The sequence below is a fragment of the Arthrobacter sp. NPDC097144 genome (genome assembly GCF_044762205.1).
GTDB lineage: Bacteria > Actinomycetota > Actinomycetes > Actinomycetales > Micrococcaceae > Arthrobacter_B.
On record NZ_JBIWDW010000003.1, the window covers coordinates 509,806 to 532,592 of the forward strand.

Here is a 22,787-nt window from a genome sequence, read left to right on the forward strand (position 1 = left end):
AGCTCTAGGCAGTACCCCGGCGGATGAGCTTGCCGGTGGGCGTGACGCCGTCCACCTCCGTGCCGCGCAGGTAGGTCCTGCGGACGACGCCGGCAAGCGGCTTGCCCTGGTAGGGGCTGATGGGGTTCTTGTGGTGAAGCTTCTCCACGTTCACCACATAGCTGTCATCAGCGGCAAATACCGCAAAGTCGGCATCAAAGCCCAAGGCCAGCTGGCCCTTCCGCGTCAGGCGGGCCAGCTCGGCCGGCCGCTTGGACATCCACGACACCACGGTCTCCAGCGCAATTCCGCGCCGGCGTGCCTCGGTCCAAATCAGTGACAGGCCCAGCTGCAGGGATGACACGCCTCCCCAGGCCACGCCGAAGTCGCCGTTCTCCAGATCCTTGAGATCCAACGTTGACGGCGAATGGTCTGACACGATGCAGTCGATGATGCCGTCTTCCAGGCCCTGCCACAGCAATTCCCGGTTGGAGGCCTCCCGAATGGGCGGGCAGCACTTGAACGCGGTGGCGCCGTTGGGGATTTCCTCGGACAGCAGAGTCAGGTAATGCGGGCAGGTTTCCACCGTGAGCTTCACGCCGTCCCGTTTGGCACTGGCAATCATGGGCAGCGCATCGGAGGAGGACAAGTGCAGGATGTGCGCCCGTGCTCCGGTCCAGCGGGCCCGTTCAATGACCTCGGCAATGGCGATGTTTTCGGCGCCCCGCGGCCTAGAGGCAAGGAAGCGGCCGTACTGGTCACCCTCGGCGGTCGGCGCTCGGTTGATGGACCGGGAGTCCTCCGCGTGGACAATCATCAGCGAGTCGAAGGTCTTGAGCTCGGCCATGTCCTTTTCCATCTCGTCCGCCTCAAGATGAGGGAACTCATCCACGCCGGAATGAAGCAGGAAACACTTGAAGCCAAAGACGCCTTCGTCGTGGAGGCCGCGCAGGTCATTGGTATTTCCCGGAATGGCTCCGCCCCAGAACCCGACGTCGATAAACGCCTGGTCCTTCGCGACGGCCCGTTTGACCTGCAGGGCTTCGGCGTTCACCGTAGCGGGAATGCTGTTCAGGGGCATGTCGATGATGGTGGTCACGCCTCCGGCAGCAGCTGCGCGGGTGGCCGAGGCGAAACCCTCCCACTCCGTGCGGCCGGGCTCGTTGACGTGGACGTGGGTGTCCACCAGCCCCGGAAGCAGCGTTTCGTCATCGGCCAGTTCAATGATCCGGGCGCCCTGCAGGTTGTTGCCCAGCGGCTCGATCGCCACGATCACGCCGTCGCGCACCCCTACCTCGCGCGGGGCGACGCCCGCAGTGGTCATGATATTCCGGCCCCTAAAAACCAGATCGAGCGATGCGGCGTCGGAAATGGGTGCCGGCCCGGTGGCGGTGGACGGGTGAGAGGTCATTCTGAGTACTCCTTTGTGCGGGCGCCAAGACGGTGCCATGCTTCGAAATAGGCTCCCAAAGACTGTCCCAGCTGTTCGAGCAGCGGGCCGGCCTTGGTCATGCAGATGGTGGTGTCGCGCTCGATTTCGGTGAGCGCGTAGGTTTGCAGGAAACCCGCGGCCTGCAGCTGCGGTGCCGTGAGAGTACTGCGGCCGCAGACGGCAATGACGGGGATTCCCGCGGCAGCGGCCTGCCTGGCCACTCCCAGGGGTGTTTTCCCGCCCAGGGTCTGCTCGTCCAAGCTTCCTTCGCCGGTGATAACCAGATCCGCTGACCTGATCTTCTCCGCCAGGCCGGCAAGCTCCAGGACGACGTCGACGCCCGGCCGCCGCTCCGCGCCCAGGACGGCCAGCGCGGCAAAGCCGACTCCCCCCGCTGCGCCGGCGCCCGGCGCATTTGCGGCCGTCCACACGTGGGGGCCAGCCGTCCGGGCGAGGACCTCCACATAGTGCTTCAGGGAGGCATCGAGCTCGGCCGCGACCGACGCCGAGGCGCCCTTCTGCGGAGCGAACACCGCAGCGGCTCCCCGCGTTCCGAGAAGTGGGTTGTCCACATCGCCGGCCAGGACAAAGCGGACCCCGGGCAGGCGCCGGTCAAGGCTGTCCAGGGTGACACGGGCCAGGGTGGCCAGCGGCAGGCCGCCGCGGGGCAGCGGTGCCCCGGCATCGTCAGTAAACACCGCGCCAAGGCCCTGGAGGAGGCCGGCTCCGCCGTCGGTGCAGGCGCTGCCTCCCACTCCAATGACAATTTCGGTACAGCCGGCATCCAGCGCCGCCCGGATGAGTTCCCCGGTGCCAAGGCTGGTGGCGCCTCCGGCGTCGAGCGTTCCCCCCGGCAGGACGTCCAGGCCGGAGGCCGCGGCCATTTCCACCACCGCCCGGTGCCCCTGCCGGGCAAAGGCGGAGGCGAGGGGTTCCCCGGTGGGGCCGGAGACGGTCACGGCAACGCGTTCGTAGCCTGCGCCGACGGCGGCATCCAGGGTGCCTTCGCCGCCGTCGGCCACGGGAACCGAAACGATATCCGCGCCGGGAAGGGCAACGCGGATCCCGCGGCCCAGGTGCGTGGCCACCTGGGCCGCCGAAAGCGAGCCCTTGAATTTGTCCGGGGCAATAACAATGCGCATGACGGCCGGCTTGCCGGTGCTAGGCAATGGCGGCAATTGCCGTGGGCGCGTCGGCCGCGCTGATGGCGAGATCTTCGAATTCGTTAATCGCATCGATGCCGGCACCCCCCATGGCAATGTTGGTGACCTTTTCCAGGATGATCTCCACGACCACCGGAACCGAGTATTCGGCCATCAGTGCGCGGGCCTTTTCAAAGGCTGCTTGCAGGTCATCGGCCTCGCGCACCCGGATAGCCTTGCAGCCCAGGCCCTCGGCCACCTTGAGGTGGTCCACGCCGTAGCCTTCCAATTCAGGCGAATTGACGTTCTCGAAGGCGAGAGAGACGTGGTAATCCATTTCGAAGTTGCGCTGGGCCTGACGGATGAGTCCCAGATAGGAGTTGTTGACCACTACGTGGATGTAGGGGAGCTTGAACTGCGCGCCCACCGCCAGCTCCTCGATCATGAACTGGAAGTCGTAGTCGCCGGACAGGGCCACCACGGGAACTGAACGGTCGGCCTGGACCACGCCCAGCGCCGCCGGCCCGGTCCAGCCCAGGGGCCCGGCCTGGCCGCAGTTGATCCAGTTGCGCGCCTGGTAGACGTGCAGGAACTGGGCGCCGGCAATCTGGGAGAGCCCGATGGTGGAAACGTACCGGGTGTCGCGGCTAAAGGCCTTGTTCATTTCTTCGTAGACGCGCTGCGGCTTCATGGGCACGGTGTCAAAGTGCGTCTTGCGCTGGAGGGTCGCTTTTCGCTGGATGCATGAGGCCACCCACTCGGAGCGGTCCGGCAGGGTTCCGGCGGCCTTGCGTTCGCGGGCCAGCTCGATCAGTCCGCGCAGGGCCGCACCGGCGTCGGACACAATCCCGAAGTCAGGAGCGAAGACGCGGCCAATTTGAGTGGGCTCAATGTCGATATGCACGAAGGTGCGGTCCTTGGTGTAGACCTCCAGGGCTCCGGTGTGGCGGTTGGCCCAGCGGTTGCCCACGCCAAGGACGAAATCCGATTCCAGCATCGTGGCGTTGCCGTAGCGGTGTGAGGTTTGCAGGCCCACCATGCCTGCCATCAGGCGGTGGTCATCCGGGATGGTGCCCCAGCCCATGAGGGTGGGGATCACGGGGATGTCCAGCAGCTCGGCCAGCTCGGTGAGCTCTGCGGCGGCGTCGGCGTTGACGATGCCGCCGCCGGCCACGATCAACGGCTTTTGCGCGGCGGTGAGCATATCCAGTGCCTTGGCCAGCTGCTTGCGCGTGGCAGCGGGCTTGGAAACCTGCAGCGGCTCGTAGGTGTCCGGATCAAAATCGATCACCGTCTGCTGCACGTCAATCGGCAGGTCCAGCAGCACCGGTCCGGGACGCCCGGAGCGCATTTCGTAAAAGGCTTTCTGGAAGGCACCGGGAACCTGGGCGGCTTCCAGGACGGTCATGGCCATCTTGGTGACGGGCTTGGCAATCGAGGCAATGTCGACTGCCTGGAAGTCTTCCTTGTGCAGCTTGGACACGGGGGCCTGTCCGGTGATGCAGAGAATCGGAATGGAGTCAGCCCAGGCGGAGTACAGGCCGGTAATCATGTCCGTGCCTGCGGGGCCGGAGGTGCCGATGCAGATGCCGATGTTTCCGGCCTTGGCCCGGGTGAACCCTTCAGCCATGTGCGTGGCGCCCTCGACGTGGCGGGCGAGGACATGGTGAATGCCGCCGTGGGCACGCATTGCGGAATAGAAGGGGTTGATTGCTGCTCCCGGCAGGCCGAACGCCTGGGTGGCGCCTTCCTTCTCCAGGATGAGTACTGCGGCGTCTACTGCGCGCATTTTGGGCATGAAAGTCTCCTGATGTGTCGGCGCTGACAAATGATGCGAAAAGAAAGCGAACCGCTGAACGGTTTAGTTGGCGGATCGTCCGGAGAGCTGCTCCACCAGGAGCAGAAGCGCGGAGTGGTCCAGAGAGCCGTGGCCGGATGCCCGGAGGGCCCCCATGAGCTGGGCGGTGAGCGCGCCAAGCGGGATAGCGACGCCGGCCTCGCGGGCGGCAGAGGTGACAATGCCCAGGTCCTTGTGGTGCAGGTCCACGCGGAAGCCGGGCTCGAAGCTGCGAGCTGCCATGTTGGCGGCCTTGCGGTCCAGGATGCGGTTGCCCGCCAGGCCGCCGGCAAGGACCTTGACGGCTGCGTCGGTGTCCACGCTGTGCGCTTCAAGGAATACCAAGGCCTCGGCCACCAGCTGGATGGTTCCGGCCACGATCAGCTGGTTGGCAGCCTTGACGGTTTGGCCTGAACCGGCGGGTCCCACATGGACAATGGTGGATCCAACGGACTCAAGGACGGGGCGTACAGCTTCAACGTCGTCCTTGCCGCCGCCAACCATGATGGAAAGCGTGCCTTCAACGGCGCCCTGCTCGCCGCCGGAAACGGGAGCGTCCACTGCATGGATTCCGGCTTCCTGTGCCTCGCCGGCCAGACGAACGGCCACATCGGGGCGGATGGTACTGGCATCAACCCAGTACGCTCCGGACTTGGCATTTGCGAGGATGCCGTCCTTGCCGAGGACGACCGCTTCCACGTCCGGTGAATCCGGAACCATGGTGATGATGACATCCGCGTCCTTGACTGCTTCAGCCACGCTGGCTGCGCCGTGGCCGCCCTCGGCAACCAGCTTGTCTACCTTGGCCGAGCTGCGGTTGTAGCCGGTCACGGTGTGGCCGGCCTTGACCAGGTTGACGGCCATCGGCAGGCCCATGATGCCCAGGCCGATGACGGCGACGTTGCTGGCTGCGGGTGCCGAGGACCCGGAGGATGCTGATTCTGAAGACATGAGAGGTTCCTTTCGGTCCGGCGTCACTGCCGGAAAAACTTTAGGTGGAAGAGTGCCGGCGCCGCCGGTGGCTTCAGCGGATGAGCCAGCTGAAGGCGCTGGCGGCGTCGTCCTTGTACTCCAGTCCGATGCTGCCCTGATAGCCGAGCCTGCGGCTGGCGGCGATCCAGTCACCCAGCGGAAGGTCTCCGGTGCCCGGCGCGCCCCGCCCCGGAGCGTCGGCGATCTGGATGTGTCCAAAGTCCGCAGCGTGCTCGGCGATAACGGCGTCCACGTTGTCGCCGTTGACCGAGAGGTGATAGAAATCGGCGAGCAGTTTTACGTTGAGGGTGCCCTCTGCGTGGACCTTGCCTATGATCTCGAGGGCGTCACGGGCCGTCTTGACGGGGTAGTGCTCTGCACCGCTGACGGGTTCCAGCAGAACGGTTCCCCCAATGGGGGCCACGGCCGCTGCGGCCAGCACCAGGTTCTCCACCCCCAGGGCGTCCTGTTCCTCAGGCGTGGAGTCGGGGGTGCGGTTGCCGTACAGGGCGTTGAATCCGGTGCAGCCCAGACGCCCGCCAATTCCGGCCACTACATCCAGATTGTCCCGGAATTCCCGGGCCCGGGCCGGCCAGGACACAAGTCCGCGGTCACCGCCGGGCATGTCACCGGCATTGAAATTCAGTCCCGTGAGCTGAACTCCGGCATCCGTAATGGCACGCTCGAAAGCTGTTACTTCTGCATCTGTTGGAACCGAGGCCGCGAACGGCCACCAGAATTCCACTTGGTCGAATCCTGCGGCCTTGGCAGCTGCGGGACGCTCAAGGAGCGGAAGCTCCGTCAGGAGGATGGAGCAGTTGACGGTGTAGGCCATGGTTTCTCCTTGCAGATTCCGGCGCTTCGCTGCGCCGGGATGAACTTACCTGTTTCACATCCACACATTCGATATACATTTCATATGGTGGAATTTAAGTTTTGGTTAGTGAAAAGCCTAAGAGTGATGAGGGCCACTGTCAACAGATGCCGGCACACACTTACGGCTCCGCCCCGGCGCCGGGACAGCGCGCCGGAGACGGAGCCGTAATCGATGGGCCCGTTGGCGGTGCCGGTCTGCATCGCGAAGCGGACCGGCACCCCACCGGCGGGCTAGAGGCGGATCTGGCGGTTGACGTCCTTGTACAGCAGGTAGCGGAAATTCGACGGCCCGCCGGCATAGCAGGCCTGCGGGCAGAAGGCACGCAGGGACATGTAGTCACCCTCCTGGACTTCCACCCAGTCCTCGTTCAGGCGGTAGACGGCCTTGCCTTCCAAGACGTAGAGCCCGTGCTCCATGACATGGGTTTCAGCGAACGGGATGGACGCGCCCGGCTCAAACGTGACCACATTGATGTGCATGTCATAGGCGAGGTCGTCCACGGGAAGCATGCGCGTGGTGCGCCATTTGTTGTCCGTTTCCGGCATTGCTCCCGGGGCAATGTCTTTCTCGTTGCCCACAACCACCTTGGGCGTGTGCCCGGCGAGCGGTTCGTAGGCCTTGCGGATCCACTGGAACTTCACCAGTTCACCGCCGTCGTTTGCTGCCTGCCAGTTGGATGCCGGCGGAAGGTAGGCAAAGCCGCCCGGCGTAAGCTCATGCCGCTCGCCTTCGATGGTCAGGCTCAATGCGCCCTCCAGCAGGAAGATGAAGGACTCCACGGTTTCCTGCGGCTCCGGCTTTTGCGCGCCGCCGCCGGGGGCAACCTCCATGAGGTACTGGGCAAACGTGGTGGCGCCGCCGGATACGGGCCGGTTCAGAACCCACGCCCGCGTCCCGTCCCATTCCGGCAGCACCGAGGTCACGATGTCCCGCATGACACCCCGGGGAATCACGGTGTAGGCCTCGGTGACTACGGCGCGGTCCGAGAGGAGGGCCGTCTGCGGGGGGAGGGTGGAGTCAGGGGCGTAGTAGCCGGTTTTATTCATGGGAGGATCCGCTTCTGTTGGAGACTTTGGGATGGGCAAGGAGGGTAAGTTCGGCAATGCTGACGCCGGCTTCCCCTGAAACTTCATCGCTGGTGAGGGCGCCGCAGGCCAAGCCGCGGTGGATGAACCGCGCCAGTGCACGGGCGGTTGCGGGCTCGTCCAAAATGGTGCTCTCGATTTTGTGCACATAGTTCTTCAGCCGCAGTGCCGCTGCGCTGAATCCGGAACGGTAGAAGTCGTAGGTGGCGAGGTAGCGTGTCACCAGCTGGGCAGGGTGCAGATCCCAGCCCTGGTAATATCCGGCAGCCAGGGAGCGGGCCACCAGGCGCGAATGCAGGGCCCAGGCGGAGGCAACGTTTTCCGGGGTGCCGATCGGCAGCACATTGGTGGAGCCGTCGGAGATCCGGACACCGGTGCCGGCAACTGCAACCTGCATCACCTGTTTGGCATAATCCGCTGCCGGATGCTCCATGGACTGATAGGCAGCGGAGATCTCCAATGAGGCGCTGTAGTCATAGGTGCCGTAATGAAGTGCGGATATGCGGCCCGAGGCGGCATGCAGCAACCGGGCCACGGGTACAGTGCCGTCTGCAGCCAGGATCAGCTGAGGGGTTTCCATCTGCACCTCAAAGCGCAGCCGTCCCGGCTGCAGTCCGTGGACTTCCTCAAGCCGGCCGCAGGCATAGTCCATGGCCTGGACCTGCGCCACTGTACTGACTTTGGGCAGTGTCAGGACCAGGCCATCGGGCAGCTCGCCGTGTTCCAGGAGCGAGGAAATGAACAGATCCAAAGTGCGCAGCCCGCGTTCACGGGTGGCTTCTTCGAAGCACTTGAAGCGGATGCCGATAAAGGGCGGAGCGGAGCCGGAGCGTACGGCGTCGCTGACCTCACGTCCCGCGGCCAGGGCGTGGGCGTCCTCTTCGGTGTCCGGCCGTGAACCGAACCCGTCCTCAAAATCCAGCCTGAGGTCCTCGATCGGCTCGGCTCCGAGCTTGCGCTCCACCAATCCGGCCAGGGTGGCCGGATTGGCGAAACCCAGCGCGGCGGCCACTGCTTCCAATCCGCCCTGGGCGTCGGCGGCTGCCAATGCGGTGGTGCCCCACTGCAGCGGCAGGCCGGCGTTGAAGGTATCTGCGGGGATATAAGCAGTGTGTACGGGCTGGCGGCTGCCATCGTCTCCGGGATAGGCCGAGGCGAGGAGGGCGTCGGTCGCGGCGAGGGACTCGGCTATCTTTCGTCGCTCGGATTCGCCCAGGGCCAGGGTGCGGACCGCCGCAGCCGCGGAATTGGCGGTGCTCATTTGGTTCCCTGTTCCTGGTTGCCGCGGGCTACGGTCTGTACCGCGGCCGCAACGTTGGCAGCGACCAGCGGATCAAAAACGCTGGGAACAATATAGGACGCCGTGAGCTCGTCGGGAGAGACCCGGTCAGCGATGGCCCGGGCAGCCGCTACCAGCATTTCGGTGGTGATGTCCGACGCTCCGGCGTCGAGCAGGCCGCGGAACAGCCCGGGGAAGGCCAGGACGTTGTTGATCTGGTTGGGGAAATCGCTGCGGCCGGTGGCCACGACGGCCGCGTGCCTGGCGGCGGCCGCAGGGTCCACCTCCGGGGTTGGATTGGCCATGGCGAAAACGACGGCGTTGGGCGCCATGGCGGCAATGTCCGCCTCGTCCAGGATGTTGGGGGCGCTGACGCCGATAAACACGTCGGCACCTTTGAGTGCATCCTTCAGGCTGCCCTCGAATCCTGAGGGATTGGTGTTTTCGGCAATCCAGCGGCGGTGTTCGTCGGAGTGGTCCTGGCGTGAGTGGATGGTTCCGCTGCGGCCTGCGGCCACGATGGAAGTGGCGCCCTGTGCCTTGAGGAGGGCAATGATGGCGGAGCCAGCGGCGCCTACGCCGGAGACGACGATGCGGACGTCTTCAATGTTCTTGCCGACGAGCCGCAGGGCGTTCGTCAGCGCAGCCAGTGTGACGATCGCGGTGCCGTGCTGGTCATCGTGGAATACCGGAATGTCCAGCTCTTCCCGGAGCCGGCGCTCGATCTCAAAGCAGCGGGGAGCGGCAATGTCTTCCAGATTCACTCCGCCATACCCCGGCGCCAGGGCCTTGACGATCCGAATAATCTCTTCTGTGTCCTGGGTGTCCAGCACTACGGGCCAGGCGTCGACGTCGGCGAACTGCTTGAACAGCGCCGCCTTGCCCTCCATGACAGGCAGCGAAGCGGCAGGTCCAATGTTGCCCAGACCCAAAACAGCGGATCCATCGCTGACCACGGCCACCGTGTTGCGTTTGATCGTGAGGCGCCGGGCTTCAGCCGGGTTTTCCGCTATTGCCATGCAGACGCGGGCAACGCCCGGGGTGTAGGCGCGGGACAAATCGTCACTGTTCCGCAGTGCAACCTTGGGGGCCACTGCGATCTTTCCGCCCAGGTGCATATCGAAGGTGCGGTCCCGGGCTTCGCGGACGGTTACGCCGGCCACCTGGTTCAGGGCTTTCTCTACCTGAATGGCATGCTCGGGATCGCTTGTATTGCAGGTGACATCTACAACCAGGCTGCGGTGGGATGATTCCACGACCTCAAGGGAGGTAAGAGTGGCGCCCGCCGAGCCGACGGCGGCTGCGAGGTCGCTGGCTGCGCTGGATCCGGCAGGGGCATCGGCCCGGTACGTGATCGAATTTCCGGGACTGGGATTCGCCATTGATTCCTCCTTGGAAGCGGCACGGGAAATGTGCTGCGGTAAGTAATTCCGTAATATGGATATTATTGTCTGCTTTATGGAAAAACAAGACCTTTGGTACGTCAGTCTTCGCCGTGTCCGCCGGGACGCTGGTGCGTTTCAGGGCTGGCCGATACTGTGTGGAGCACAAGGGAATGTTTCCGCCATGCGATAAACTTTCTACGAAATGCATCGGGGAAGGATCACTCATGGCCGAAAAAACCGCTGGTTCCGGCGTGCAGTCTGTGGAACGTGTTTTTGGACTGCTCGAGCTCATCGCGGATGCCGGCGGAGCCGTAACGCTGAGTGAGCTCTCCGCCTCCACCGAGCTTCCACTTCCCACTATTCATCGGCTGCTGCGCACGCTGGTGGCCCTGGGCTATGCCCGGCAGCTGCCCAACCGCCGCTATGCATTGGGTCCGCGCCTGATCCGCCTGGGTGAGGGTGCCAACAAACAGCTTGGTTCGCTGGCCCTTCCGCAGCTCAAGAAGCTGGTGGATGAACTCGGCGAGACCTCCAATATGGCGGTGCTGGACTCGGACATGGTGGTGTACATCGCCCAGGTTCCCTCCCAGCACTCCATGCGGATGTTTACCGAAGTGGGGCGCCGGGCACATACCCACGCCACAGGCGTGGGGAAGGCAATCCTGGCCCAGCTGCCGGATGAAAAAGTCCGGCAGATCGTCGCACGCAGCGGAATGCCGGTGCCCACCGAAAAGAGCATCAGCACCGTTGATGATCTGCTGGCCGAACTGGCACAGATCCGGGAACGCGGGTACTCGATCGATGAGCAGGAGCAGGAGATTGGCGTGCGCTGCTTCGCGATTGCCGTTCCTGACGCGCCCACTCCCACAGCCATTTCCGTTTCAGGTCCGATCTCCCGGGTGGACGAGAGCTTTGCAACCCGGGCCGTTCCCCTGCTGCGCTCCGCTGCGGATGCCATTTCCGCGGAGTTCAGCGGTCTTTAGCGGCTGCACTGCGCGGAACGCCGGCCCCAGCCTCAGTGGTTAGGGGCCAGCCGGTGACCTTCTTGGGGCGTGGCGGGGCATAGGTGCGGACCTTGGACGTGGAGAGGCCCAGCCGGACCAGCCCCTCGGCAATAACGACGGCGGCGGACACGCCGTCCACTACCGGAACGCCGGTGGCCAAGCGGATTTCGGCATCGAGACCGGACATGCCGCCGCAGCCCAGGACTATTACCTCGGCATGGTCTTCGGCCACGGCCCGCTCTGCCTGCGCGACGATGCTTGCCACAGCGCGTTCGGGCTCCTCCTCCAATTCCAGCACGGCCATGCCGGAGGCCCGGACGGAGGCGCAGCGGGCCTCAAGGCCGGCGAGCTTCAGCCGGTCCTCAATCAGGGGTACGGCGCGGTCAAGTGTGGTGACCACTGAGTACTTGTGGCCCAGGAACATGGCCGTGCTGGCGGCTGCCTCGGTAATGTCCACCACCGGCACGTCCAGGAGCTCCTGAAGCCCTTCACGGCCATGTTCGCCGTAACCCGCCTGGATGACCGCGTCGAAGGGCTCGGTGTAGGACAGGACTCGGTCCATCACCGCAACGGCGGCCAGGAAGCTCTCGAAGTTCCCTTCCACCGATTCGGCGCCGAACCGCGGGGTGAGGGCAATGATCTCGGTGCCGGCGGACGCTGCGGCCGTGGCTTGGGCGGCTATGGTGTCGGTCATGGAGGCGGTGGTGTTGACGTTGACAATCAGAATGCGCATGGGGGTGCCTTTCGGGGATAGCGGAGAGTCTTAGTGCTGGCTGGCGACGGCGATGGATTCGCCGGACACATCGGAGTAGGTCGCCTGCCGGTCGGCAAGGAGCCAGTACACGGATGCGGCAAGGGCAGCGCCGATGAACCAGGTGAACGACGCCGCCGGAGCCAGGGCGGGAACAAACGCAACCAGGAGCGAAGCCGCGGCCGCGGGGACCAGAGCTGCGAGTGCTTTCGGGTTTACGCCTGACCGGTAGAAATAGGTGCCGGCGGCGTTCTCGGTGTACAGGTCGGGAACATTGATCTGTGCCCGGCGAAGCAGCCAGTAGTCGGCCATGATGAGTCCGAAGAGCGGGCCGAGCAGTGCGCCGAGACCGCCCAGGAAGTACACGATCACGGCAGGGCTGTTGTAGAGGTTCCAGGGCAGGATGACCAGTCCGATCACTGCGCTGACCATGGCAGCGCGGCGGAAGTCCAGTTTTCGCGGAAAGAGATTGGTGAGGGCGTAGACGGGGGCAACAAAGTTGGCCATGAGGTTGACCGCGACCGTCAGGATCAGCAAGGCGAAGCAGGCCAGGACCAGGAGCAGTGTGTTGGGGATGGCGGACACGATTTCCGAGGGGGATTCAATGATGGTGCCGTCGATCTTGAACTGCGCTCCGGCCAGAACCACGACGATGACGCCGAACGCAAGCATGTTGACCGGCAGGCCCCAGAAGTTCCCCAGCGTGATGGAACGCCGGGACACGGAGGAACGGGTGAAGTCGCAGAAGTTCAAGACAAAGGTTCCGTAGATGGCCACCCACAGGGCGCCTCCGCCGAGAATGGTCCGCCACATTTCGCCGCCCTCGAGTCCGCGGTCCGTCGCGAGGGCGATGGAGCCGCCGGCCTGGAAGAACATCCACACCGCCAGGGCAACCATGGTGGCCAGGATTACCGGCCCGGCGAAGGCTTCATAGCGGCGGATCATGTCCATGCCAAAGCTGACGATTGTCAGCTGTACTACCCAGAGGACCAGGAAAGCGATCCAGCCGAGCGTGGAGAGGCCAAGGAAGGAATTGTTGTCCAGCGGCTGCAGCGAGGGAGCCAGGGCAATAAGCATCACCCGGAAAACCACTGATGCCAGGAACGTCTGGACGCCGAACCAAACAATCGCCACGCCTCCGCGCAGCAGGGCACCAATCTGGGCACCGTGAATTCCCAGGCTGATGCGGCACATCACCGGAAAGGGGACGCCGGTCTTAAAGCCCATGTAGCCGGAGAGATTCAGCAGCAGGAACAGCAGCACGGCGCCGATGCCGAGCGCCAGAAGAATCTGCCAGCCGCCCAGGCCAAGGGCAAAGAGGCCAACGGCAAATGCATAATTACCCAGGCTGTGAACGTCATTGGCCCAAAGCGTGAAGATGCTGTAGCCGGTCCATCTCCTGCCTTCACGGCTGGTGGGGGCCAAATCCGTGTTGTAGAGGCGGCTGCTGAGGTCCGGCGGCAGAGTGGTTAAGGGAGCAGCGGGACTGATTTTGGGGTTCGTCATTGAAACCTCGTCAGATTTTGGGTGCGCAAAAACACCGAAGGGGAATGGTGTGGGGAGGCGGCTGTGCGCGATGACAGCGGCAGGGGTTCAAGCGCGGGCCAGCTGTGCGGCTAATTGGATCCCGGCTGGCAGCACGGGAAAGGAAGCGGGACGGCTGCTAGGCGCCGATGGCCTCGGGGGGCCAGGACGCCCTGTCGCCCCGGCGGCGTTCCTCGCTGCGGGAGGAGAAGCTCTCAGTCATAGCGGTGGACCTATCGGGCGAATGCGGAACAGGACTTATGCGGCGGAGAAATGTATCCCTGCGGGGAGATGCCCCGAAAGCCGCTTCATGCTGAGCACACTGTAATACGGATCACACTATTCCACCATAGAAACAACAAATTTCATCTGACGAGATATTTTGGCTCGGTCTGCCCGGCACGATCCCTGCTGGAACTCCCGAAGGCCCCGTCATCGAAAGAAGACGGGGCCTCAGGGAGTCCCGGATCCTAGTGCGGCGGGAGGTTGTTGTTCGCTGTGGAGGCGGGGCCGTGGGCGGCGGGCAGGATAGGTACTTCCTGACCGTCGCGGTTGATCAGTTTCCCGCCCTGGAAATAGTCCCCGTCTTCCAGGCCGGATAGTTCGTCCTCCCTCACCATGCGGGGCGGGCCTGCTGCAAAGACAGAGGAGTCTTTACGGTTGCCTGCCTTGAGCTCGTTGAACAACAGGTTGAGCAGGACGGCCATGACCGCTGCCGAGCTGATGCCGGAGTGGAAAATGGTGCCGAACCAGGCAGGGAAGTTGTCGTAGAAGGCCGGCGCGGCAATGGGAATCATGCCAAAGCCAACGGAGGTCGCCACGATGATCAGGTTCATGTTGTCCTTGTAATCCACCTTGGCCAGCGTGCGGATGCCGGAGGCGGCAACCGTGCCGAAGAGGACCACGCCGGCGCCGCCCAGGACGGGCGTCGGAATGGCGGTGACCACGCGGCCCAGGACGGGCAGCAAACCCAGGATGACCAGGATGAGCCCGCCCGCGCTAACCACGAAGCGGCTCTTGATGCCCGTAATGGCCACCAGGCCCACGTTCTGGGCAAAGGCGCTCTGCGTAAAGGTGTTGAAGACCGGTGCAACCGCGCTGGAGAGCATGTCCGCACGCAGACCGTTGGCGATGCGCTTGGAATCGACCTTGGTGCCGGCGATTTCGCCTACCGCCAAGATGTCTGCGGTGGTTTCCGTCAGGATCACCAGAACCACGATAGTCATGGAAATGATGGCGGCCAGCTCGAAGGTCGGCAGGCCGAAGGCGAAGGGTGCCGGGAAGGCAACCACCGGTCCCTCGCCGACCCCGGAGAAATCGGTCTTGCCCAGGACCAGTGCCAGAAGGGTGCCCAGGACAATGGCCAGCAGGATGGAAAGCCGGGAAATTGCGGCGTTGCCGACCTTGCTCAGCAGCAGGACGATCGCGAGAGTGGCGGCGGCCAGGCCGATGTTGGAGGTGCTGCCGTAATCCGGAGCCTTGGCGTTGCCGCCCATGGCCCAGTTTGCGGCCACCGGCATCAGTGTCAGCCCGATGGTCGTGATGACGATTCCGGTCACCACCGGTGGGAAGAAGCGGATGATCTTGGCGAAGAACGGAGCTATGCAGAGGCCGATCAGTGCCGCCGCAAGAACGGCACCAAAGGCAGCCCGGATTCCACCGTCACCGTTCACAATGGCTACGAGGGTGGCTACGGAGGCGAATGAGGTGCCTTGAACCAGGGGCAGCTGTGCGCCCAGAAAAGGCACGCCCATGGTCTGCAGGATAGTGGCTGCACCGCCGATGAACAGACAGGCAGCCACAAGCAGGCCGATTTCGCTCTGCTCCAGTCCGGCGGCCGTGCCGATAATCAGTGGCGGAGCAATGATTCCGCCGTACATCGTCAAAACGTGCTGCAGTCCGTAAGCGAACGTGCGGCCCAGCGGAAGGCGTTCATCCTCGGGGCGCGGCGGCCCGGCGGAAGCAGAAATGGGTGAGGGTTTGGTGGCGCGGTGAGATTTCATAGCAGACTCCCTTGTCGGCTTCATGAGCTCGTGCGAATCAGGATGCGGGTCGGAAGTGACCGGTGAAGAAAAGTGGGGCAGCGGCGCCGGCGGCTGCAGAGAGGAGTCCGAATCGGCGGCGCCGCTGCGGCTTGGGGCTAGCAGAACCCGGGGATGCTCTCCCAGACGGCGTGATCGGCAGTGGTGCCTTCGCGCTGAATGGTGGCCTCGATCAGGCCGTACGGGCGGTCTGCTGCAAAGTAAACCTGGTTGGGGTTATCAAGACCGAAAGGTGCCAGATCAACCAGGAAGTGATGTTTGTTCGGCAGGGACATCTTGATTTCCGCTATGTCCGGGTAAGCCTCAAGCACCAGCTTGCCCATTTCGAACATGGTCTGCTGCAGGGCAAGGGAATGGGTGCCGGCGAAGCCCTTGAGCAGGAGCGAGCGTACGCCGTCGTACGTCTCGTTGAAGTCCGCGGGCACCGTATTGTCCGCGAAGCGCCAGCGGGCAGTGACATCGGTGGCCAGGATACGGTCGGTGGTTTCCCCCAGCGTGGTGTACTTGTCCCGCGGAAACCCGTGGAACTCGGAACCTGTTGACTTGAGTACGGTCAGGCCCTGAAGTCCGCTCACCAGATAGCGCTTGTTGCCGTCGGCGATCAGGACGGCCGTGCGGGTTTCACTCTTGTCCTTGGAAAAAGCGTGGTCGTGATCGTGGATCCGGTTCCAGGAATACTGCTCTGCTTCCCACCGGCCTCCCGTGACCCAGTCAAAACCGGACACGAAGTGGTCGGCGAGACGCAGGAGGAAGGCTTCGGGGGAGCCGACGCCGTCACGTGCAAAGGCGTACACCGTGTTCTTCTGGGTGTCGGTGGCTACCACGTTGCCGTTGTTGCCCTCGGTGTGCGCTGCCTCGAAATCGCCGCGCAGCTGCGAGGAAACATTGAGGTCTTCGATCTCGTGGCGGTCCGTATCCCTGCTGATCTTAACCAGCCGGACTTCGGCCTTGCCGTACTGGTTCTTGCCCAGGATGATGCGGCCTGCGGCGTCGTTGCCGGTGGCGGATTCTGTGGCGGTGCTTGAAACAGTCACTGTCTAGCTCCCTCGATAGGTTGAAAAGGCAAACGGGCTGAGAAGAAGTGGTACGTGGTAGTGCTCGGCGGGGTTGTCCATGGTGAAGGTCAGGGAAACCGTGGGGTAGAAAGTGGCGGTCCCGGTGGCGGCGAAGTACTCCCCGGTGGCAAATTCGATCCGGTAGACGCCTATGGGCAATTCCTCGGGGCCGAGGTCCCTGATCCGGCCATCGGTGTTGGTGACGCCTTTGGCCAGCACCTCCACGCCGCCGTCGTCGGCAACGGCGTAAAGCACTGCGCCGACGCCGGCCGCGGGACGGCCCGTGACCTGATCCAGAATGTGGGTGGTGATCTGACTGACCGTCATGGGGTAAGCATTCCTTTCAGCCGGAGAACCGCTATTTCGCGCAGCTCTCCGGCGATGATGGGCAGTTCCTGCTGCGGTGAGTGGGTGAGGCGTCGTTCCAGCGCGGCAAGGATGTCCTCGGCGCTGCGGCCCGCTGCGCGGATCAGGAAGACCCGGCCAAATTTCTGGTCATAGGCGGCGTTGCGGGCAGCGAGCAGCTCGCTGGTTTCCGGTACGACGGCGACGCCGGACTGTTCGCGGTGGGAGAGCCGGGCTTCGATTCCGCTGCCGGCAGCCCGTTCGCCGATCCTGGGGTGGTGGGCCAGGGCGGCATCAATTTCCTCTGCCGTCCAGTCAGGAGCGGCCGTGGCGGCGAATGCCGTCAACTCCGCCGCCGAAGTGAAGGGGCGGGCATCGACAATTTCCCGGACCCAGCGGTCAATGTCCAGGCAGGGTCGAAGCGCCGCAGCTGCTGCTGCAGGGGAGGAGTCGTTAAAGGTACGCAGGTCCATAGGGTGTCAGCTTTCGTAGTGCATCCGATGCAGCGCTGAACACCCTTGACCATCGACGGATCGACTTGATTCGATGTTTCTGCAATACGGAAATTAGATTTCGAATTAGTGTAACGCCGGTCACATGTGGGCTGTCAAGGACTTTGTGGAACTGATTTTGATGGCAGGAGCATCTTGACCCCTGCTGCTCCACGGCCTAGCGTATTCCATATACCAACAGAGATATTTCGCATCGTGAAACATAGACGCAAAGAGTAGTGCGCCCGAAGAGTCTCCGGGGCGTCTGCCTGATGAAGCATCCGCCACAGGATTGAATCCACCGCAGGATTGAAAGGTCGACCATGAAGACACCGCCGTCGAGGATGCCGCCCCCATCGTCCAACGCAGCCGCTCAGGAACATGTCTATGAAACCGGCGGCTCCGATCCGGATTTCTTCTTTCCGCCGCGGAGGGAGAGCCGCAGCATGGTGCAGCGCGTACGTGGCCTGCCGGTACTGCGCGCCCTGTTTATGAAAGACGGCCCGCACCGGCCGGCCTAAAGCCGGCCGGAAGGATTCAGAGGCTTCTGCCGCGGCTGCAGGGCCCGCAGCCAGCAGGGGGATCACCGTGATGCGGTGGTCCCCCTGCTGTGTTCAGGGTCTGCCGTGTCAGGCGTCGCCGCCGGCATTGCCGGAGGTTCCGGCGTTGACGTTGAGCAGGTCGTACTTCTTGATCGCTTCGGTCGGTGCGTTGACATCCACGTCGCCGCGGCTGGCGAGCATTTCCAAGGCCCGAACGACCATGGAATGTGAATCGTTCTTGAAGTACCGGCGGGCTGCGGCACGGGTGTCGGAGAACCCGAAGCCATCTGCCCCCAGGGTCGCGAACTCCCGGGGCAGGAACTGGCGGATCTGGTCCGGCACTGCCTTCATATAGTCCGTGACGGCCACAATCGGGCCTTCGGTGCCGGCCAGCTGCTGCGCCACGAAGGGCACCTGCCGTTCGCCGTCCGGGTTCAGGAAAGCTTCTTCCTCGGCAGCCAGGCCGTCGCGCCGCAGCTCGATCCACGAGGTTACCGACCAGACATCCGCTGAGACCCCCCAGTCCTCTGCCAGCAGTTTCTGCGCTTCCAGGGCCCACGGTACGGCAACGCCGGATGCCAGAAGCTGGCTCTTCGGCCCCGCCACTGCCGATTCAGACACCCGGTAAATCCCCCGGACCACACCCTCCACGTCCAGGTTCTCCGGCTCGGCCGGCTGGAGGATCGGTTCGTTGTAGACCGTGAGGTAATACATCCGGTTCGGATCCTTCGAATCCGGACCATACATCTCTTCAAGGCCGTGGCGCATGATGTGCCCGATCTCGTACCCGTAGGCCGGGTCGTAGGTCTTCACCGCGGGGTTGGTGGAGGCCAGGATCGGGGAGTGCCCGTCGGCGTGCTGCAGGCCCTCTCCGGTCAGCGTGGTCCGGCCCGCCGTGGCCCCAATAATAAAACCCCGGGTCAGCTGGTCGGCAGCGGCCCAGAAGGAGTCGCCCGTACGCTGGAATCCGAACATCGAGTAGAACACGTAGATAGGAACCAGGGGCTCGCCATGGGTGGCGTACGCGGTGCCGGCAGCGGTAAACGCTGCCACCGCGCCGGCCTCGTTGATGCCGGGGTGGATCAACTTTCCGGTTGGTGATTCCTTGTAGGCCAGGACCAGGTCCCGGTCCACGGACAGGTAGTTCTGCGTGTCCGGGCTGTAGATCTTCGCTGTCGGGAAGAAGGCATCCATGCCGAAGGTCCGCGACTCATCCGGGACGATGGGGACCAGGCGGTCTCCGAAGTCCTTATCCCGCATCAGGTCCTTGAGCAGCCGAACGAACGCCATAGTAGTAGCTGCCATCTGCTTCCCGGAGCCCTTTTTGGCCACGGCATAGGAAGCCGCGGGCGGCAGTTTCACGGGTGCGTGCTTGATGCGGCGTTCGGGAACATTGCCGCCGAGTTCGCGGCGGCGTTCGAGCATGTACTTGATCTCCGGAGCGTCGGTGCCCGGGTGGTAGTACGGCGGCTGGTATGGGTCGGCTTCGAGCTGCTCGTCGCTGATCGGGATCCGCAGGTGGTCGCGGAAGGCCTTGAGGTCATCCAGGGTCAGCTTCTTCATCTGGTGGGTCGCGTTGCGTCCCTCGAAGTGCGTGCCCAGCCCGTAGCCCTTGACCGTGTGGGCCAGGATGACAGTGGGCTTGCCCTTGAATTCCGTGGCGGCCTTGTACGCAGCGTAGACCTTGCGGTAGTCGTGTCCGCCGCGCTTGAGCTGCCAGATTTCCTCGTCGGTGAGGCTCGCGACCAGTTCCTTGGTCTCGGGGCTCTTGCCGAAGAAGTGATCGCGGACAAAGCCGCCGTTCTCGGCCTTGTAGGTCTGGTAGTCACCGTCGGGGGTGGAGTTCATGATGTCCACCAGCGCCCCGTTCTTGTCCTTTTCCAGCAGCGAGTCCCATTCACGGCCCCACAGAACCTTGATCACGTTCCAGCCGGCACCGCGGAAGAAGGCTTCCAGTTCCTGCATGATCTTGCCGTTGCCGCGCACCGGTCCGTCCAGGCGCTGCAGGTTGCAGTTCACCACGAACGTGAGGTTGTCGAGCTTGTCGTTGGCTGCGAGCTGGAGCAGGCCGCGTGATTCGGGCTCGTCCATTTCGCCGTCGCCCAGGAAAGCCCAGACATGCTGGTCGGAGGTGTCCTTGATGCCGCGGTTCTGCAGGTAGCGGTTGGACTGCGCCTGGTAGATCGCGTTCATCGGACCGATGCCCATGGACACGGTGGGGAATTCCCAGAAGTCCGGCATGGAACGCGGGTGCGGGTACGAGGACAGGGCGTGTCCTTCGCGGGATTTCTCCTGCCGGAAGCCGTCCATGTCCTCTTCGGACAGCCGGCCTTCCAGGAAAGCGCGTGCGTACATGCCGGGGGAGGCGTGACCCTGGAAGTAAATCTGGTCTCCGCCGCCGGGATGGTCCTTGCCCCGGAAGAAGTGGTTCATGCCCACTTCGTACAGGGTGGCGGCACCGGCATAGGTGGAGATGTGTCCGCCGACGCCGATGCCCGGGCGCTGGGCGCGGTGCACCATAATGGCCGCGTTCCAGCGCAGCCAGGCGCGGTAGCGGCGTTCAACTTCTTCATCGCCCGGGAACTCGGGTTCCTGGTCCACCGGGATGGTGTTGACATAGTCGGTAGTGGTGACCATGGGCACGCCCACGGACTGCGCACCGGCGCGCTGGAGCAGCGAACGCATAATGTACTGGGCTCTTTCGGTGCCCTGGGAACGGATCAGTTCATCCAGTGACTGCATCCATTCCGCGGTCTCCTCGGGGTCACGGTCCGGGAGCTGGTTGGTTAACCCGCTCAGGATGTCCGTTGTGTCTTCGCTCATGTGTTTCCTCTCCAATGAGGATCAAGAATCCCGTTAAAAAGCACGTATGAATAATTACCGCCATGACGGTCCTAATTTCATCAGGCGAAATAATTATTTCAAACACGATAGCAGTCCGTGGCGTTGGGAATGGTGGGTGCGGCCATCTTTTATGGCAGGGGAACGCGCTGAGAGGGCGGAGCCGTTGTGGCTCCGCCCTCTCAGTCGAAATTAATGAGGAACTTCCGGTGCTGTTACTCCTAGTGCTGGTTCCTGCGCCGGCGGCCGGAGGCCAGCATGACCAGGGGAATCATCAGCAGGAGCAGCGGAAGAAGCAGCGCCAGAACCTTCGGGGAAGTGATGATTTCGCCCGGAGTCATTGCCGTAGTGCTGGCCCGCATGGTGTCAGCGCCCTCGGAGATCTCACCGTTTCCGTCGGCCAGAGTGGCACTGCCCTCGGCAACCTTGGTATTGCCGTCCGCCAGTGTCTCGGTACCGGCCTTCAGCGTGCCGGTACCTTCGGCGAGAGTCTTGGCGCCGTCGTCGAGCTTGACGGTGCCGTCCGCCAGCGAACCGCTGCCGGAGACCAGCTTGCTGGTGCCCTCGGACAGGGTGGTGGCGCCGTCGGCCAGTTTGTCATTGCCTTCCGAGAGCGTCACCGCTCCGGTCTGCAGCGTGACCAAGCCAGCGGAGAGGGTCTGCGCGCCGGTGGCCAGTTTGCCCGCTCCCGTGACCAGCTCCGGCGTTTTCACTGCCAGTTCGGATGCACCGGCATTGAGCCTGCCGGCGCCTTCAACAATGGCGCCGTTTCCGGCGGCCAGGGCTCCGGCACCGTTGCGGAGCGTGCCCAGGCCGGTGGAGAGTTCACCGGTTCCTGCGTAGAGAGTCGCTGCCCCCGTGGACAGGGTTTCGGCGCCGGTTGCCAGCTGTCCCGCGCCCGTTTCCAAAGCTGCAGTTCCGTCGGCAAGTGCAGCGGCGCCGGCATTCAGTTTCCCTGCACCGTCAGCAATGGAAGCATTTCCGAGGGCGAGGCTGCCTGCACCGGTGCGCAAGACGTTGAGGCCGGCGGAAAGGGTGGTCGCTCCGGTGGAGAGATCGGTTGCGCCAACGTTCAACTTTCCGGCGCCTGCGGCCAGCTCACCCGCACCCGCAGAAAGCAGCGGTGTTCCGGCAGCAAGTGTTTCAGCACCGGTCCCGAGCTGTTCGGCACCTGCAACCAGTTTCCCGTTGCCGTCTGCGAGGTCAGCGGATCCCGTTTCCAAGGCCGCGGAACCGGCACTCAGCTGCGTGATACCGGCTTCAAGCGAGCCGGCTCCGTCAACAATCTGCTTCGCTCCGCCCTGCAGCTGCAGGGAACCGGCGGCAAGCGCTGCCGCACCGTCAGCCACACCCCTGGCTCCGTTGCGCAAACCGGGTTCCTCGGCAGTTCCCTGACCGTCGAAACCGGCTTTGATGGTGAGGATGCCGCTGTTGAGCGTCTCGGCTCCGGCAGCTACCTGCATTCCGCCGTCTCTGACTGCGGGAACTCCGGCGGCCAGCGCCGCGGCACCGGCACCGGCGTCGACAGCGCCGGAGCGAACCTTCTCCAGGCCGTCTTGAAGCTGGGTGGTGTAGCCGTTGCTGAAGTTGGTGGCACCGGCAGCGATGCCGTCCACGCCGGCTTTGGTGCCCTGCGCCTGTGCTGTGAGGGCGGCAAGCCGGTCAGCCAGCTCGGCGGCAGTCAGCGAGGGAGCCTCCTGCTGCAGATTCTGCAGCTGATCCACCATGTTTGCTGCAGCGGCGGATGCTGTCGCCGCACCGCCGGCAACAGCATCCGCGCTGGTTGCCAGTACGGCTGCGCCGCCGTTGACGAGAGGAATTCCGGTTTGGAGCGCTGCTGCCCCGTCGCGCAGCAGCGGTCCGCCGTCGTCCAGGGCGTTGATGCCGTTGGACAGGCCGCGAGCCCCCGACGCCAAATTGGCTGAGCCGGCTGCAGCATTGTTGACGCCGTCGCTGAGTGCGGATGCCCCGGCATTTACCCGGTTGGCTCCGGCCAGCAGCGCCTCGGTGCCAGCCACCGCAGAACCGGTTCCTTCGTACAGGGTCACCGCGCCTACCTGGAGGTCGCCGGCACCCTTTGCCAGCTTCGAAACGCCGGCGTTGAGCTCAACAGCACCGGCGGAAACCTGATCTGCTCCGTCCTTGGCAGCCTGCATGCCTGCGCTCAGGTCCTTGGTGCCTGCCGCCAGCTTTTGGGCTCCGGC

18 protein-coding genes are annotated in these 22,787 nt (G+C 63.9%); 2 read left to right on the top strand and 16 right to left on the bottom strand.

The window, feature by feature from the left end; translation table 11 throughout:
• Nucleotides 1–4: 4 nt before the first annotated feature.
• The 8 genes from allB to ACIQXM_RS09545 form a co-directional block, all read right to left on the bottom strand.
• On the bottom strand, nt 5–1,390 hold the full coding sequence (gene allB / locus ACIQXM_RS09510) for an allantoinase AllB (protein WP_400930770.1): 1,386 nt from the start codon (nt 1,388–1,390) through the stop codon (nt 5–7).
• Nucleotides 1,387–2,553: a glycerate kinase gene (locus tag ACIQXM_RS09515; RefSeq protein WP_400930772.1), complete on the bottom strand. Its 1,167-nt coding sequence runs from the start codon at nt 2,551–2,553 to the stop codon at nt 1,387–1,389. Before ACIQXM_RS09515 ends, allB begins: the two co-directional genes overlap by 4 nt.
• Nucleotides 2,554–2,572: 19 nt before the next feature.
• On the bottom strand, nt 2,573–4,351 hold the full coding sequence (gene gcl, locus ACIQXM_RS09520; protein WP_400930774.1) for a glyoxylate carboligase: 1,779 nt from the start codon (nt 4,349–4,351) through the stop codon (nt 2,573–2,575).
• Between the two features lie 63 nt (nt 4,352–4,414).
• Nucleotides 4,415–5,341 (bottom strand): 2-hydroxy-3-oxopropionate reductase, encoded by a 927-nt coding sequence (locus ACIQXM_RS09525; protein ID WP_400930776.1) that lies wholly within the window; start codon nt 5,339–5,341, stop codon nt 4,415–4,417.
• A gap of 73 nt (nt 5,342–5,414) precedes the next feature.
• Complete coding sequence (locus ACIQXM_RS09530; RefSeq protein ID WP_400930778.1) at nt 5,415–6,197, bottom strand: hydroxypyruvate isomerase family protein; 783 nt, start codon at nt 6,195–6,197, stop codon at nt 5,415–5,417.
• A 272-nt stretch (nt 6,198–6,469) separates the two neighbouring features.
• Nucleotides 6,470–7,285: a bifunctional allantoicase/(S)-ureidoglycine aminohydrolase gene (locus ACIQXM_RS09535; protein ID WP_400930780.1), complete on the bottom strand. Its 816-nt coding sequence runs from the start codon at nt 7,283–7,285 to the stop codon at nt 6,470–6,472.
• Nucleotides 7,278–8,585 carry a DUF6986 family protein gene (locus tag ACIQXM_RS09540; protein WP_400930782.1) on the bottom strand — a complete coding sequence of 436 codons (1,308 nt, stop codon included), beginning with the start codon at nt 8,583–8,585 and terminating at the stop codon, nt 7,278–7,280. Before ACIQXM_RS09540 ends, ACIQXM_RS09535 begins: the two co-directional genes overlap by 8 nt.
• Nucleotides 8,582–9,985, bottom strand: a complete 1,404-nt coding sequence (locus tag ACIQXM_RS09545; RefSeq protein WP_400930784.1) for an NADP-dependent malic enzyme — start codon at nt 9,983–9,985, stop codon at nt 8,582–8,584. Before ACIQXM_RS09545 ends, ACIQXM_RS09540 begins: the two co-directional genes overlap by 4 nt.
• Nucleotides 9,986–10,212: 227 nt before the next feature.
• Between ACIQXM_RS09545 and ACIQXM_RS09550 the strand changes: the two genes are divergently transcribed.
• The gene (locus tag ACIQXM_RS09550; RefSeq protein WP_400930786.1) at nt 10,213–10,971 is read left to right on the top strand and encodes an IclR family transcriptional regulator; all 759 of its coding nucleotides are present in this window, start codon (nt 10,213–10,215) and stop codon (nt 10,969–10,971) included.
• On the opposite strand, the gene ACIQXM_RS09555 is transcribed toward ACIQXM_RS09550, so the two are convergent.
• From ACIQXM_RS09555 to uraD, 6 genes are all read right to left on the bottom strand, one after another.
• Entirely contained in the window at nt 10,958–11,725 is a 768-nt protein-coding gene (locus ACIQXM_RS09555) for an aspartate/glutamate racemase family protein (RefSeq protein WP_400930788.1), read from the bottom strand. The two genes, ACIQXM_RS09550 and ACIQXM_RS09555, sit on opposite strands and share 14 nt — an antisense overlap.
• A 30-nt stretch (nt 11,726–11,755) precedes the next feature.
• Entirely contained in the window at nt 11,756–13,249 is a 1,494-nt protein-coding gene (locus ACIQXM_RS09560; RefSeq protein WP_400930790.1) for an NCS1 family nucleobase:cation symporter-1, read from the bottom strand.
• A 488-nt stretch (nt 13,250–13,737) separates the two neighbouring features.
• Complete coding sequence (locus ACIQXM_RS09565) at nt 13,738–15,270, bottom strand: nucleobase:cation symporter-2 family protein (RefSeq protein WP_400930792.1); 1,533 nt, start codon at nt 15,268–15,270, stop codon at nt 13,738–13,740.
• A gap of 137 nt (nt 15,271–15,407) precedes the next feature.
• Nucleotides 15,408–16,343: a factor-independent urate hydroxylase gene (pucL, locus tag ACIQXM_RS09570; protein WP_400930794.1), complete on the bottom strand. Its 936-nt coding sequence runs from the start codon at nt 16,341–16,343 to the stop codon at nt 15,408–15,410.
• Between the two features lie 3 nt (nt 16,344–16,346).
• Nucleotides 16,347–16,691 (bottom strand): hydroxyisourate hydrolase, encoded by a 345-nt coding sequence (gene uraH, locus ACIQXM_RS09575; RefSeq protein WP_400930796.1) that lies wholly within the window; start codon nt 16,689–16,691, stop codon nt 16,347–16,349.
• On the bottom strand, nt 16,688–17,182 hold the full coding sequence (gene uraD / locus ACIQXM_RS09580) for a 2-oxo-4-hydroxy-4-carboxy-5-ureidoimidazoline decarboxylase (protein WP_400930798.1): 495 nt from the start codon (nt 17,180–17,182) through the stop codon (nt 16,688–16,690). Before uraD ends, uraH begins: the two co-directional genes overlap by 4 nt.
• Before the next feature lie 341 nt (nt 17,183–17,523).
• Between uraD and ACIQXM_RS09585 the strand changes: the two genes are divergently transcribed.
• Nucleotides 17,524–17,721 carry a hypothetical protein gene (locus ACIQXM_RS09585; protein ID WP_400930800.1) on the top strand — a complete coding sequence of 66 codons (198 nt, stop codon included), beginning with the start codon at nt 17,524–17,526 and terminating at the stop codon, nt 17,719–17,721.
• 108 nt (nt 17,722–17,829) lie between these two features.
• Here the strand turns inward: ACIQXM_RS09585 and aceE are convergent, their stop codons facing one another.
• Complete coding sequence (aceE, locus tag ACIQXM_RS09590; protein WP_400930802.1) at nt 17,830–20,565, bottom strand: pyruvate dehydrogenase (acetyl-transferring), homodimeric type; 2,736 nt, start codon at nt 20,563–20,565, stop codon at nt 17,830–17,832.
• Between the two features lie 239 nt (nt 20,566–20,804).
• Nucleotides 20,805–22,739 carry a hypothetical protein gene (locus tag ACIQXM_RS09595; RefSeq protein ID WP_400930804.1) on the bottom strand — a complete coding sequence of 645 codons (1,935 nt, stop codon included), beginning with the start codon at nt 22,737–22,739 and terminating at the stop codon, nt 20,805–20,807.
• Between the last annotated feature and the right edge of the window lie 48 nt (nt 22,740–22,787).